Below are 14572 nucleotides of genomic sequence, written 5' to 3'. Positions count from 1 at the left end.
ACTATGTCAGTCATATTAATCACATTTCTCGGTAACTTCATCGTGGGGGGATTCATCGGAATCTGCGGCATAGCAGGATTTCTTCTCCCCATGATGTACGCAGGGCTGCTGGGCTTTCCGGTCAGCCAGTCCCTTGCCCTCAGCTTTCTCGCATTTTTTGTTTCAGGGGCCATCGGTTCCTATAACTATCATAAAAGAGGCAACCTGGACGTCCGCTTTTCCATTATCATCAGCGTGGGCAGCTTCTTTGGCGGACTGCTGGGCGTTAAGCTGAACGCGCTCATCACCCCGGTACAGGCCAAAATGCTTTTATACCTGGTGGTTCTGCTTTCCGGTATCTCCATTCTATGCAGAAAAGATAAGCCGGCAAATGATTCGGGTACGGAAAAAGACAAAGAAAAAAAGGGGCTTTTAGATTCCCCTGTCTTTGTAATCGCATTCGGTTTTATCACCGGCGCAGTCTGTTCTTTATCCGGCGCAGGCGGACCAGTTCTGGTTATGCCCCTGCTGGTAGCCCTTGGAATGCCGGTTCACATGTCCATCGGCGTCGCCCTGTTCGATTCCGTCTTCATCGCCCTTCCTGCCTGCGCAGGATATATGATGCAGTGCGATCTTTCACAGATGGGCCTTTTATTAGCCGTCACGGTGGTGGCCCACGGAGCCGGAGTTATCATCGGCAGCTCCAATGCCCATAAGATTAAGCAAAAGCCTTTAAAACTTGGGGTTGCGGTGTTCTCAATCGCAATTTCCATCTATATGATCGCCAATCTTTTGCGGTAGGATAAGTCAGGAATGAGGGAAATTGGGCGCGCAATACCGTCTGCCGCCTGCCCTTCCCCGGTTCCTGCTCCCCGCATCGTTTCACATCTCCCCGCCGTTAAGGTCTCAAAATCACATCTTTTTTAACCATTGATATACCCGCCCGACGGGAAGGCCTACCACGTTATTGTAGTCTCCGCGGATGCCTTGGATATGGGCTGCAAATTGGCCTTGAATTCCGTAAGCGCCCGCTTTATCCATAGGATCTTTTGTGGCGATGTAAGCCCGGATTTCCTCATCTTCCATGGGATAGACCAGAACTTCCGTCCGTTCGGCAAATGTTTCCCTTTTTCCATTTTCACAGTTTATAATTGTCACGCCCGTATATACCTGGTGAGTGTTTCCCTGCAGGTCTTTCAGCATCTCAAACGCTTCCTCTGTAGAATGGGGCTTTCCCAGGATTTTTCCGTTAAACGCGACCACCGTATCCGCGCCGATCACGAACGCATCGGTTCCACGGTATGCGGACGCCACATCTTCTGCTTTTTGCTGTGATAATTCCATCACTACCAAATCAGGTTCCGTACTGGTTATGGTTTCTTCAACGGTGCTTGGAATGATTTCCGGCTCCAATCCGATCTGATGGAGCAGTTCTCTCCTCCGGGGTGATGCAGATGCCAATATAATCCGTTTCATAATTTTCCTCCGTAATAGTTCTTTATTTTTATTCGAATCCGATCCGCTGTACAGCTTCGGACGGACTTATTTCTAAATCTATATTCGTTAAACTACTCACTCCCATTTGAAAAATCTGACGGCAATGCCGCTGCTGCAAACGGCAAAGACCACCATCACGCCTAACGGCATCCACATCATTTCAACGGGGCGGCCAAGCGCGGCGGCTTTTAAAAGCTTGATTCCCTGTGTCAGAGGAAGTAGATCCGCCGCTTTTTGTAAAGCCGGAGGCATCACTTCATAAGGAAGGGTGGTTCCGGAAAGGATGAGCATGGGAAAATACAGCAGGCTGGCCGCAATACCAGCTGTTTTCGCATCCCGCGCAATGCCTCCCACCATAATACCTATGCTGAACATGGAAATCATCACCTGGAGATAAAAGGCCAGAAAAAGCGGCCAGGAACCCCGCAGGCGAGCGCCGAACAATGCAAAGGCCAACGTGACTAAGATCAGGGAAACCAGGGAGTAAACCGCATAAACAGCCGCCTGTACAGCCAAAAGAAGCACTGGGCTCGTGGGCGTTACCTGATAACGTTTCAGGATTTTCTTCTGCCTGTAATCGGAAATCACCAGGGGAAGCCCCATGACGCCGCCTGCACAGACCGCAATGGTGGAAACCGCCCCAAAGGACTGCTCCAGAAACGAGTATTCAGCTCCCGGAAACGCGGGCCTGCCGCCGTAAATAATTCCAAGAAGCGCCGCAACGCCCACCGGCATGCAAAGTGCAAATATAATCATATCCATTCCACGGAATGATAATTTCAATTCTGTTTTTAACATGATAAAAAATTTATTCACAGCCATCCTCCTCTTTCGTAAACCACAAATAGGCATCCTCCATTTTCTCATACGGACTCATTTTTACAAATTCCTTCACTGTGCCGGAAAATGCCAGTCTCCCGTCCTTAATAACGCCAATCCGGTCACACAAGTTTTCCACCTCGTCCATAAAATGAGATGTGAGGAAAATCGTCATCCCCTGTTTCTTTAAATCCTGAAGGATGTTCCAGACACCCCTGCGGGCTTTGGCATCCAGTCCGGTGGTCAGCTCATCTAAAAAGACCACTTCCGGATCAGGAATCAACGCGAGAATGATGAACAGGCGCTGCCTCTGACCGCCGGATAACTGGCTTACCGCGGCTTTTTGTTTTTCCATCAGCCCGAATTTCTGCAGCAGAATCTTGTAATCCACAGAATCTTTATACAGACAGGCCGTTTCCTCACAAAGTTCATCCACTCTGATCCGGTCAGCATAATTCGCTTCCTGAAACTGCACGCCAACCTTTTCAAACAGCTGTTTCCTGGCGGTCCGGGGATTCAGGCCCAGAATCGAAATAGAACCTGCATCCGCCTTTCTCGTTCCCAGCATGCATTCAATGGCAGTCGTTTTCCCGGAACCATTGGCGCCTAAAAGCCCATATACCTCTCCCTTGGAAACGGTAATATCCATGTTTTCAATGACCGGTCTGCCAAAATAGGATTTGCTCAGGCCGAAAACCTCGATTACATCAGTCATATCTCTCTACCTCCTTTTTGGTGGTTCAAGAGTATCATTAAATTGAAGTCTGGTGTATTAGTGTAGGGTTTTCCTCCGTCATTTTTTTCATCTTTTCAATTTGTCCGGCCACAAACAGGGCATTTTCTTTCGCCTCTTTCAAAGAAGTGAGCAGTTTATCGCAGGCTGTGATAATATCGTCATCTTCCTCAGGCGTATCGATAATCTCCTGAATATCGATATCCGGATTTACCGATACTGCCTGAAGCATTCTCAGGATAGAGGCCAGCGAATAATTCGCACAGCGCAGCGAGCGGATGATCTTCAAACGCTGCATGTCCTCTTCCGTATAAACGCGGTATCCGTTTTTCCTTCTTTTGGCGGTAAACAGGCCGTTCATTTCCCAGTTCCGCAGCGTATCGATTGAGACTCCCAAAGCGGAAGCCGCCTCCTTTCTGGTAAAATCTCCATGTTCCTGCGGTTCTTTCATACCGGAAAGAAGGCTTTTGGCGATCCGGATGGCTTCCCCGGCATTTTTCCGCTCCTGATCCACCTGTTTCAGGTAATCGTCTGTCAGCCGGGCGGCCTGTTCGTAATCTCCGGATGCGGAAACTTTAATAATGGTTATGGCCTTCTTTCGCAGCCCGTTTTGAAGGACTTCTACGAGGAGAGCGGCACGGGCCAGCTTAAATTGTTCCACATGGAGATCCGTAAAGACCCGGTATCCGTTTGGAAGGCGTTCCGGCACGGGGATTAGTCCGCATGTTTCATATAGCCGGACGGTATTAACGTGAACGCCGAACATTCCTGCCAGATCGCTTGTTTTATAAGTTTTTATCTGAATACGCCTCCCATCTTTTTATGTCATATATGGAAACTCTAATTATAATACATATCCGTAAAAAAGCAAAAATAAAACCGGCAGACATCCCCACCATGCCTGTCAGTTCTATTGTTGCCTTACCGGCGAAAGATCAGTCTTTTAACGCTCTGTCTCTTCTGCTGTACCTTCATGCTTTATTTTTTTGTAATATTCCTTTTTATCCTCATACATTTTAGCGTCTGCCTCTGCTACTATCTGTTTTATATTCTTACAGGATTCCGTCCACTGCGCTCCGATGGCCGCATTGCATTGACGGTCATTTTCAAAATCAAAAGATTCTTTCAGCGCCGCCACTTTTTCCTCAAATTTCTCCTTTGATATATTGAGGCAGAAAACAACAAATTCATCGCCGCCAATCCGGTAACAGTCCGCCTGTCTAAAGACATCTTTCATCTTATCGGCAGCTGCGATCAGAAGTTTATCTCCGCATTCATGACCATATTTATCATTGGCTTCCTTTAATCCGTTTACATCCAGATATACGATACCTATCGGTATATTTTGATTCGCTACGGATTCTATGTCCTTCATGAAGCGGTTGCGGTTATAAAATGATGTGAGTGTATCGTGAAAGCTCAGGTGTGAAAGCTTCTTTTCATTTTCCGCCCGCCTGAACGCCAGAAGTATGAAATAGCAAAGCGTCTGAAGGAGAGAGCTCACATTCCAGATTTTGTCCGCCGGAGGATTATCCGCTCCCAGAAAGCCGACTAAAACGCCGTCTTTTTCCATAGGAGAAACCACAAGACTGTGAATACCCTGTATTGACAGCAGTTCGTACTCCTCAGGATCACTTTCCCTATACTCTTCCAAGTCCTGCATTACCAGGCATTCCTGTTTTTCGAATACCGACAGCCAACGCTTAAAAATAGAAATCGGAATACCCTGAAGTATGTCCTTCTGAGATTTAACCCCTTCCGCACACCATTCATAATCATTGGAGAACTCGTCATTCCTTAACTTAAAAATATAAGTTCGTTCCGCCTGCAGAAAAATTCCCACCTGTTCCAGCACTTTTTGTATATCCTTATCAAGGTTATGGCCCTGATATAAGATGCGGATACATTCCATCACCATCGTTTCCGTATCCAGCATATGTTTTAATTTCATCTTTTCATTTTCTTTTTCCGTCATATCAAAGGCGATTTCCATACGCGATTTGCGCCCGTCCCACTCAATGAGCCTGTCTTTCAGGAGATAGTGGCGTTTGGTAAGAGGATTTGTTATTTCCCAGGTATAATTTTCTCCCGGCTTTAACTTAGAGTTGGGGCAGTAAGAGCATGGACTGTCCTTCCCCTGAATAGCTTTATAGCATTTCACCCCTTCAATATCATCCAGATGAAATTCCCGTTTCCCTGTCTCGTTCACAAACAGCAGGTCATAGTTTTCCACATCCGACACATAGATCAATTCGGAAATTTCATTCATCGGCGCCTGGAGTTCCAAAGCCATCTTCAGCAGGCGCTCCCTTTTCATCAGGTTTTCATCCTCTGCCTTTTGGAGCGCTTTCTGACGCCTGTTCTGAACAGCGCTCAGCCATATCAGATAAAAGGCAACTGCAGAAAATACTGCCATAAGGATGATAAACCAACGTTCCGCCAAATTAGCGTTCTTTTCCGTATACACTTCCGCAGCGGACACGGTCTGGTCCGCCAGTTCAAAATAATCCTGACTCATGTTAAACAGCTTTTCTTTATCCGCACCCTGGCGCACCCTTTGAATCTCTTCTTTTAACTCTTTCCAGCTTTCTTTCATCCGGACCATGAGATTCTGGAACTCCTCACTGTTTAAACGGACCATCCCAAGATCGCCCTCTCCTGTCAGAAGTTCGTCAATGATATTGTCAAGACGGCTTATAAGCTGGTCATCAGGCTGTCCCTGCAGCTCTTCTTTTATGAGTTTTTGAGTTGCGCCGCGCACCACGCCGGCATAGTTAATCACTCTGGCATTTCCCTGTATTCTTTTTACCGCAATAAAAGAAAAGGCTCCTAAAAAAACTAATGCAGCGGACAAAACTATGCCAATCATCTTTTTTTGCAAAGCAGTATTTCCTGACATTATATCTTCCTCCTAATAAAACGCATCCCGTCACTTAATCTGCGTTCTTTCTCATTAAGAAAACCTTATTATTCAGGCACTCTGCACGAAAACAGACAGGTCAAATTAAATGTAACCGTCTGTCATGTTAATAAAAGTTTTCGTATTTCAATTTAAATTCTTCCTGTGGTATAGGCTTTGAGAAAAAGTAGCCCTGTCCATAGTCACAGCCAATATTTTTCAGGAACTCCACGTGGTCCTGCGTTTCAACGCCCTCACACACCACTTTGATATCCAGCGTATGCGCCAAGTCCGTCACACAGCTGATCACATTTTTCGCCTTCTCCCCAATTCCGTATTCCCGTAAAAATTCACGGTCCAGTTTAAGCGTCTGAATCGGCAGTTTATCCAGCAGGTTCAGGCTAGAATATCCGGAACCGAAATCGTCCATTGAAATAATAAATCCCATTTCCTGAAGATTCGTAATTTTCTGAATAATTACTTCTGATATCCCGTTAAATGCGCTCTCTGTAATCTCAATTTCGATACAGTGATGGGGAATTTGATACCGGTCCACAATTTCCATAATCGTGGAATAGCATTTTTGCTGGTAGATCGTAACACGCGAAAAATTCACGGAAACCGAGAATTCCCGTCCGCAGGAATCGAGATGATTCCGGATAAATTCACAGGCTTTTTCCAAAATATAGAAATCGATCTCGGCTATGTCTCCGTTCCTCTCAAACAGAGGAATGAAATCATCCGGGCACACAATGCCCTGTCCCGGAATCTCCCAGCGGACCAGGGCTTCCGCGCTCTGAATCTTTAAATCGTTCAGGCTGTATTTGCTCTGGAGATACATTTTAAATTCCGCATGGCCCAGCGCCCGTTTAAAACGTTTCGTCAGCTGGTTCTCCCAATTCAGCTTTTCAAGAAATGTTTCATCGTACCAGACAGTCATAGACTTTCCCAGCGTTTTTGCATTCTTGTGGGCTATATTGGCTTTGTCCATAACAGACTGGATACGGCCATAGCCTTCCGGAATCTCATATGCGCCGAACGTATATGTAATAAATTCTGAAAGATTGAGCAGTGATTCCTGCTGAAGCGTATCTTTAAGAAGGCGCCTCATATCGTCCACAAGATTTGTAGTCTTTTTTGCCAGAACCATGAAATCATCTGACGCAATCCGGGCACACAGCTGATCCTTGTGATATTTAAACTGTATGCTGTCCGCTAATGCGCACAGCAGCTTGTCTCCCTGTTCATAACCGTAGCTGTTGTTCAGGAACTTAAAGTCATCGATATCAAATTCCACTAAACAGTACTGATTATCCGGATACTGCCGCAGTAAGGAAACCGCCTCCGCCTTAAATCCTTCCCTGTTTAAAAGGCCGGTCAGACTGTCGGTATAGATGCTTTCTTCCAACGCCTTTTGGTTCCGCCTGTTTCCCACCGTAAAACTGCTGATTAAAAAAGCCAGCACCAAGGCATAAATTCCAATAAACCGGCGCAGCTTCTGTTCTGAGCTTTCTTCTGCAAACAAAACCATCCGATCGGCTATCGCAAAATGCTCCTGGCTCAGTTCATAAAGAGTACCCGTGGATACCTGCTTTTTCCTGACCCGGTAAATCTCCTCTTTCATATCTTCCCATAAGTTTTTAAGAATGCTTAACTCATTCTGGTACTTTTTATTCCCATTCCTGTGAAGGTTAAATTCACCCTTCCCGGTCTGAAGATTTTCTATAATTCCGTCCAAACGGGCAATCAGAGCATCGTCCTGATCATCGTTCATCTCTTCTTTAATCAGTTTCTGTGTTGCCCCCCGGACAATTCCACTATAATTGACAATCCGGGCATCTCCCAGATTCTGTACTAAAAGCACCATAAGGATGATGATGGCGGCAACCCACATAGTAGTATAAATGAAAAATTCGTTTTTCTTCCTCATCGACTCTCTAATCTCCATAATCTTATCTTCCAAAATAAGGTTACTCTTCAAACTCTGAACTATGGTCATTAAATTCACTGCCAACTAGAGGTCTCATAGCCATCTCCAAGCGTTCCTTCCTCATATTATATCTAATTATCCATAAATAAACAAGCCATTCCACCAGAATAGAACCGGGCATAAGGGCATAAAAAAAGGATATGAAAAAAGGCAGGGCACCCTGTCTTTTTCCATTCTCCCTTTTTGCGGCATAGCTCACTTAGAAAAACCTGATTTTTCCTCCCTCAGCCGTTCCCTGTACTGTGAAGGATATTCCCCCTTCATCCGGTGAAAAACCGTACTGAAGTACAATTGGTCAAACCCCACCTGCTCCGCTATATCCTTGATGAATGCAGAAGGATTTTCTTCCATCAACGAGGACGCTGTGCTGATCTTTTTTTTCAGCACATATTCTTTAAAGGATTCTCCTGAATAAGTGCGGAACAATTTACTGATATACGGCTGACTGACTCCGAACATGGCTCCCACCTCCTGCAGAGATGGGTTGGCCTTTAAGTTATGGCAGAGCCAGGAGGTGATCTGCCTGTAGATCTCTTCGGACCGTTTTTGGGTATCCGCCTTGCTTTCCTCCTGATAGAGAAAAACTTCTTTAAAGCCGGCCCATATATTTTTCTTCAATTCTTCAAAATTACGCGAAATCTTAATGCTTTCGTCAATCTGCTCATTCATCCCCGCTACGTCTAAGTTCATGTTCGCAATCTGATTCCATTTTCCGATAATCAGATAACAGGCGTTTTTTATCTCGTATACAGGCCGGTCCTCATTTTCCCAACATTGGAATAACCGGTCAAAACCCTGTTCAAACCGTTTCCGGTCCTTAAAATAAAAGGAACCCGTCAGTTTTTCCATCAGCTCCTGATCCGGATTTTCTTTGCGGGATATTTCTTTTACTTCTTCCGGGTATTGGAATTTCTGATTTCTTTTCAGGCTGATTTTCCGTTTCATAAAATGATACATCTGCTTAATCACAGCGATCATGTCGCCGGATGCGGCGATCTCTCTTGCAATTACCTGAGTAACGGTTCCTTCCTGCCTGCCGGATGCAGAAAAAACGGTCTGTATTTTTTCAAGATTTGTTTCCTTTGCCCGGCAGTCCTCCATGCCTTCTAAAAGAACCACCGCATTTTTATAAGGGACTGCGCAGACAGCTTTGTCTCCCAGTTTCTTTATCTGCCGGCCTGCATCTTCCAGAAGATCTGCCCCGTTTCCATTCCTATGCAGCATCATGATGCGGACAAATGGATATGGAAAATAAACCGAGATCTCTAAGACAGCTTCTTCTTCCTCTACTCCATTCAAAAATAAGAATTCTAAATGCCTGCGTCTTTTTATCCGGTAGTCCTGCATCAGCGTCTCTCTGATCCGCTCCATCAGCCGGAAAAATTCATCCCGGTTTATGGGCTTTAGCAGGTAATCCACTGTGTTTAATTTGATCGCCTCCTGGGCGTATTCAAACATCTTATACCCGCTTATGATCACAGACAGCAGCTGGGGATATTCCGTTCTGGCCTGCTGGATCAGTTCTAACCCGGTCATACCATTCATCTTGATATCTGAAATCAAAACATCGGGATTGACGGCGCGGATCTGTTCTAAGGCTTCCTCTCCGTCCTCACAAAGGCCCACTACCGTATATCCTCCCGCTTCTTCCACCAATGTTCTTATGTATCTGGCTACAGGCGGTTCATCTTCCGCGATCAGCACTTTAAACTGCAGCATCTCTTCCACCCTTTTCTTTTAAACAAGAGGATAAAACTACAACAGCACCTCCTGTTTCTGCGTTAAAAAAGGAATAATTAAATCCCTCATAATATAAACCCAGACGGGCAATTGTATTCCTCACACCAATTCCGCCCACTTGAGCCACATTCTTCGTTCTGTCATAGTCATTTTTAAGAAAGCTTTCCACTTCCTTTTGTAAGGATTCCAGGTTTTCTTCCGTAAATCCTCTGCCATTGTCGGAAATTATGATTTTCCACCGGTCTCCTTCCAGTTCTCCGCTCAAATGCACCTCAATGGACTTGTGTTCCTTGTCAAATGCGTGTTCCAACGCATTTTCCACAAACGGCTGAATTACCAGCTTGGGCAGTTCCACCGGCTTTAGAAGCTCATCTAAAGTGATCTTATAATTCAGCTTGTGTTCATAGCGGAGTTTCATCAGCTCCAGATAAGATTCAATATTGTCAAATTCCTCGGCAAACGTGGAATTGCTGTACGGATCGGAGATGGAATACCTCAGAAGCTCAGAAAGTTTAATACAGGCGTCATTGATCCGGTTGTCGCCGCTTTCCAGCCCCATGATTCCGATCACGTTCAGCGTATTGTACATAAAATGAGGATTCATCTGGGATTGGAGCGCACGGAACCGCTCTTCCATCTGAAGGGACTTATAAACGATGGTTTCATTAATCATAAAATTCAGCCGGTTCCTCATATCTGCAAATGCATGGCACAAGTATTCAATCTCATAATAATCATGATATTCTTCGAATTCCGACTCCATGTCCAGATTGTCCAAAGTGACCTTTTCCAGCCTTTTTGTAAACGCGATCAGCGGTCGGGACAGCTTCCTGGAATAGGCGGCAATGCAGAAGATCATGATTACCAGCATCACCATTCCCTGCACAATCAAAGGGAAAAATGCTTCCACAGCCTCCTTCAAGATATCCGCTTTTGTCTTTGTCATGATGATTGTAATGCCGGTGGATGCGGACTCTTTTGACGCCATAAGATACCGGTCATAATCCTGTTCTTTGGGGAACAGCTCATTTTCATAGATCACCCGCCCTTCCGACATCACTCTGACGCCGGCGTGAAGAAGGCTGCTGCTCTCAAACACATAGGACAACTGCTCCATATCCGCCTGCACCACAATATAGCCGATAATACTGCCGGGATCGCGGATAGCCCTGCCCAGGCCTATCACATCTTTATCGTGCTCAAAAAATGCATTTTTCTGTACAGGCAGAAGCAGCTCCGTACCAGCCTTATTCTGCACCTCCGGCAGCCAGGAAAGCCGTCCGATCACCTCTTCATCAATTCTGCTTCCATAATGGTAATCGATATTATAATGATAATTGCTGATAAAATAGCCTTCCGGATTAAAAAAAATCACCTGGTATATGGAATTCGCCAGAGAATACGTTACCATGTTATCCACCAGTATCCTGTAGTATTCTCTCTGGCTCTGAGGCGTTTTGGAATTGTAAAACAGTTTTTTTGTGGTCGAATAAAATTCTCCGCGGCTCAAAAGGTCGATGGAGATAAACGACATATCACTGTAGATTCTGTCCATCTGGGCGGAGACTGTTTCAGCGGAGGAGGTCAGTCTGCTCATGGTATTTTTCTCTGTTTCATGATATTTGTTCATTCCGAAAACAGCCACAAAACCGATGATGGGAATCAATGCGATTACCAAATAAGAAAACACCAGTTTCTGTAAAAAATTCTTAGTTTTTTTCATTGAAGCAGTCCTTATCCATTATTCAATGATATAGAGCAGGGGTTCCGTCAAGATCCCATTCTCATGAAGGCGGTGGGTATATGTCCAGGACTTTCCTTCTGTTCTCCATGTCTTAGGCCCCCAATATGCCTCTTTTTCATCGCAGTTATGCAGCTGGCCGAACATATTAATTCTGGTGCCGTAAAGCAGAATGCGGATTTCATGGGTTCCCTCTTTAAGCTCTCCTAAATCAGTTCTGAATGGCTCCATGAAAACAGGGTCTTTCCTCTCTCCATCCACCCAGACGTCCATAAGCGCCCCCCGGTAATTGGGAATCTCCAGGATTCCTCTGCCTTTTGGCGTATCCGTTTTTATAATATAGGTAAAATTCCCCCCATAAAACGGAAATCCCTGGCAGGTATAATCTCCAAACCCAATCCGTTTTGTTTTTTCCATTATAACTGACCGGCCGCCCCCTGTCCACACGCAAAAATTTCCCAATAAATAGCACCATTCCAGGTTTGTACCAGATCCGAACGGCACCGTAACCTTTAATCTGTTTTTGCCTTTCTTCACATTACCAAGGCTTATTAAACGGATGGAATCATCCAAATACCTTCCCCGGTTCTGCTTCTCCTTCCCGCTTTCCCCGTTCCATTCAACAGTCACATCCTCATCGCCTTCAAAAGCCAAGAGCACCTCTTCCACATCCGTTTCTGATTCCACTTCAAATAAAAGCTCCACAAGGTGCTCCTTTATCTGCGGCCCTTTATCCAGCCAGGGCTGTAAGAAACTATCCGTTCTCAGCTTATATCCAGCCTCTTTTCTCACCTGGCTGTCGATCCTTAGTATTTCTTCCCGGGCCCGCCATTCTTTTTTATCCACTCTGTATTCTGCCATATCCAGCAAAAAAACATTTGGTTCATCCAGGCTGTATTCACATGATACAGGCAGGCGGACGCATCTTCCCCGTTCCATAAGCTCCCGCGCCGGCAGCCGTTTCAGGTTTTCTCCCCCAATCATTTCTTCTAAAATTTCTTTGCTGTCTGCCGGAACCAGCCGGAATAAAAGGGAATCCTGGTCATAAAAATAAGTATCAATCCTGGTATTCTCCCCTTCCCATATGGTTTCCGCCTGAGAAATGTTTCCTGTCATCGTATTATAAAAATGTGCCCGGAACCGGCCCTTTATCCGTATCGATATTTTCCTATTGTTCACCTGCCGCCCCAGATTCTCGGTTTCCATGGCATTATTAATCCTGCCGTTGGCTAAAAACAGCCAACGTTCTTTTCCGTCATCCCTCATCTGGCTGATTATGCGTTCCTCGGGCAGATGCCTTTCATTCAATACCTCGATCTCACAAAACGGCTTCACCGCCCTGACGACCTCAAACCGGTCAAATCCCACATTTCTGCATGTCTTGGCAAATCGTGCCGCCTCTTCGTCTTCTGATCCATCCTTATATTTTGGAACTTGGCCGATAAAAATTATGGTTCCGCCCTGTTCTTTAAAAATTTTCAATATCTCAAGGGTGGTACTCCGCATCGTAACCAGCCCTGGCACGATCACAGCCTGATATTCCATCTCTCCGACGCGCAGCCTGCCGTCCTGTGCTCCGCCGTACTGTACGGGAAGAAGGGATTCAGAGATGAAATCAAAATCGCAAAGGCCGAATAACAGCCACTCCGTCAGATCCGCAAAATGTTCTTCCAATTCCTGACGCCTGCCGGCATTTACAGAATCAGGGCCCATAAACATCCAGTAGCTTTCCACCGGATGAATCACCCCCACGTTCACCCTGGCCTTTCCCCGGGTCAGAGCCGTATTCAGCCTGGCAAAATGGTCTTCTATCAAACGGTACCTTTTATACCAGGGAGAATGTGCGTCTATGGGAGCCGGATAATCCCGTTTTGACTCTCCGCCCATGTACATCCAGGACAAATGGGGTACACGTACCGTAACGCCCAAAGCGGCCTGCCAGTCCCCCTGATGCTTATGTCCCCTGAATTCAAAATTCCAGTTGGTCACCCCATACAGTTCGCTGGCCACACCCGGGCAGCCAAACTGATGGGCCGCGCTTTGAGCCTGCTTTGCCGTGGTGTATTCATGACGGTCCGCCAGCATATCGATTCCCGGAATTCCAAATTCCCGGTAAGAGCGCATGGCCTCGCCCACATGCCGCGATTGGGAATCCAATGTGGGCTCCATCATCAGATGACCGGTCATAAAAAGTCCATGGGCCCGGCACCATTTTCCAATCGTACCGGCATAAGCCCGGGCAAATTGTTCCGATATAAAATCCAGATACCGGTACCGGGCCGCAAACGGCTTTCCGTCCTCATTTTCCCAAAACACTTCCGGTAAACGCTCTAAAATGCTCTCTCCATAGGACATCCGATAGAGTTCATCCGTCCGGTCCGTATAGGGTATTCCGATCTCTTCATCCGCTTCCGGAAAAGAAAGCGTGTCAAAACGGTTCATCTGAGGCTCGTCCGTAAAAATAGCGGGAACGCTTTTACCAAACTCTTCCCCTAGTTCCTTTGCGTAAACATCGTGGGTCACTTGGGTAAACCTCCGGACCGCATCCGGATTCATCACGTCCACATAGGCGGAATCGTTGAACCAGGACAGCTCCTTTGTCACGATCAGATAAGCGTACCAGACCTCTCCTTCCCGGTTCTCCGTCCAATCCTGCCCGGCCCTGCATGATTCATAGCCGGCCAGCCGGCCGTTTTCCAATTTTACCCGGTATTTCATCAAGAGACGGGCCTTCCCATCCGCGCTGACCCTTCTGGGCGGAAGCTTCCGTTCCACCATCTGACCTTCTTCATACGTTTTTTTCGAAAAAAGCAAATAGCGGTTTCTGAACCGTTCTTCCTTTGTCACCCTGCCGCCGCCATAGCCGGAGGGCCATTTATCTTCATCATACAGCCATGTGAGCATTCCGTTTTCCTTGGCAAACCGGCTGCAGTATCTGACGCAGTCCATGAACTCCTCTTCCAGATAAGGCGTTTTTAACCCGATCCGGGAATGGATATGGAATCCGCCCATTCCCATTTCTTTAAAATCCTCCATCTGTTTTTTCAGGATCTCTTTCTTTACCTCTCCGTTCCAGGCCCAAAACGGCGCTCCCCGGTATTCTTTGCCGGGATTTTCAAATTCTTCTTTTGTCAGTTCCCTTTTATTCTCATAAAGCATATGATTTTCCTCCTG

Annotated in this window: 11 protein-coding genes; 1 reads left to right on the top strand and 10 read right to left on the bottom strand. The window is 46.2% G+C overall.

Annotated elements, in window-relative coordinates; translation table 11 throughout:
- Positions 1–3 precede the first annotated feature (3 nt).
- Positions 4–780, top strand: coding sequence for a sulfite exporter TauE/SafE family protein (locus C0033_RS04110; protein WP_103226608.1), 777 nt, complete (start codon positions 4–6; stop codon positions 778–780).
- A gap of 111 nt (positions 781–891) precedes the next feature.
- Here the strand turns inward: C0033_RS04110 and C0033_RS04105 are convergent, their stop codons facing one another.
- The 10 genes from C0033_RS04105 to C0033_RS04060 all read right to left on the bottom strand — a co-directional run bounded on the left by C0033_RS04105 (position 892) and on the right by C0033_RS04060 (position 14557).
- A complete protein-coding gene (locus tag C0033_RS04105; RefSeq protein WP_103226607.1) occupies positions 892–1455 on the bottom strand; it encodes a Maf family protein in 564 nt (187 codons plus the stop codon).
- A 96-nt stretch (positions 1456–1551) separates the two neighbouring features.
- Positions 1552–2298 carry an ABC transporter permease gene (locus C0033_RS04100; RefSeq protein ID WP_103226606.1) on the bottom strand — a complete coding sequence of 249 codons (747 nt, stop codon included), beginning with the start codon at positions 2296–2298 and terminating at the stop codon, positions 1552–1554.
- Positions 2285–3010, bottom strand: coding sequence for an ABC transporter ATP-binding protein (locus C0033_RS04095; protein WP_103226605.1), 726 nt, complete (start codon positions 3008–3010; stop codon positions 2285–2287). Before C0033_RS04095 ends, C0033_RS04100 begins: the two co-directional genes overlap by 14 nt.
- A gap of 37 nt (positions 3011–3047) precedes the next feature.
- Positions 3048–3827 (bottom strand): MerR family transcriptional regulator, encoded by a 780-nt coding sequence (locus C0033_RS04090; protein ID WP_103226604.1) that lies wholly within the window; start codon positions 3825–3827, stop codon positions 3048–3050.
- Between the two features lie 144 nt (positions 3828–3971).
- Positions 3972–5927, bottom strand: coding sequence for a diguanylate cyclase (locus C0033_RS04085; RefSeq protein ID WP_103226603.1), 1956 nt, complete (start codon positions 5925–5927; stop codon positions 3972–3974).
- A gap of 127 nt (positions 5928–6054) precedes the next feature.
- Positions 6055–7857, bottom strand: coding sequence for a bifunctional diguanylate cyclase/phosphodiesterase (locus tag C0033_RS04080; protein WP_180994552.1), 1803 nt, complete (start codon positions 7855–7857; stop codon positions 6055–6057).
- 40 nt (positions 7858–7897) lie between these two features.
- Positions 7898–8116, bottom strand: coding sequence for a hypothetical protein (locus tag C0033_RS26850; protein ID WP_103226601.1), 219 nt, complete (start codon positions 8114–8116; stop codon positions 7898–7900).
- Positions 8113–9636: a response regulator gene (locus C0033_RS04070; RefSeq protein WP_103226600.1), complete on the bottom strand. Its 1524-nt coding sequence runs from the start codon at positions 9634–9636 to the stop codon at positions 8113–8115. The genes C0033_RS26850 and C0033_RS04070 overlap by 4 nt, the downstream gene beginning before the upstream one ends.
- On the bottom strand, positions 9623–11380 hold the full coding sequence (locus tag C0033_RS04065) for a histidine kinase (protein WP_103226599.1): 1758 nt from the start codon (positions 11378–11380) through the stop codon (positions 9623–9625). The genes C0033_RS04070 and C0033_RS04065 overlap by 14 nt, the downstream gene beginning before the upstream one ends.
- Before the next feature lie 18 nt (positions 11381–11398).
- Positions 11399–14557 carry a glycosyl hydrolase gene (locus C0033_RS04060; RefSeq protein ID WP_103226598.1) on the bottom strand — a complete coding sequence of 1053 codons (3159 nt, stop codon included), beginning with the start codon at positions 14555–14557 and terminating at the stop codon, positions 11399–11401.
- Positions 14558–14572: the final 15 nt, after the last annotated feature.

Source organism: Clostridium sp. chh4-2 (assembly GCF_002899675.1).
Lineage (GTDB): Bacteria > Bacillota > Clostridia > Lachnospirales > Lachnospiraceae > CHH4-2.
This window is presented reverse-complemented; position numbering and strand designations above follow the sequence as displayed.

Excerpts from the sequence above, each read along its gene's own strand:
- C0033_RS04110 (WP_103226608.1), top strand. The coding sequence starts at position 4 with ATGTCAGTCATATTAATCACATTTCTCGGTAACTTCATCGTGGGGGGA.
- C0033_RS04105 (WP_103226607.1), bottom strand. The coding sequence starts at position 1,455 with ATGAAACGGATTATATTGGCATCTGCATCACCCCGGAGGAGAGAACTG.
- C0033_RS04100 (WP_103226606.1), bottom strand. The coding sequence starts at position 2,298 with ATGGCTGTGAATAAATTTTTTATCATGTTAAAAACAGAATTGAAATTA.
- C0033_RS04095 (WP_103226605.1), bottom strand. The coding sequence starts at position 3,010 with ATGACTGATGTAATCGAGGTTTTCGGCCTGAGCAAATCCTATTTTGGC.
- C0033_RS04085 (WP_103226603.1), bottom strand. The coding sequence starts at position 5,927 with ATGTCAGGAAATACTGCTTTGCAAAAAAAGATGATTGGCATAGTTTTG.
- C0033_RS04080 (WP_180994552.1), bottom strand. The coding sequence starts at position 7,857 with ATGAGGAAGAAAAACGAATTTTTCATTTATACTACTATGTGGGTTGCC.
- C0033_RS04070 (WP_103226600.1), bottom strand. The coding sequence starts at position 9,636 with ATGCTGCAGTTTAAAGTGCTGATCGCGGAAGATGAACCGCCTGTAGCC.
- C0033_RS04065 (WP_103226599.1), bottom strand. The coding sequence starts at position 11,380 with ATGAAAAAAACTAAGAATTTTTTACAGAAACTGGTGTTTTCTTATTTG.
- C0033_RS04060 (WP_103226598.1), bottom strand. The coding sequence starts at position 14,557 with ATGCTTTATGAGAATAAAAGGGAACTGACAAAAGAAGAATTTGAAAAT.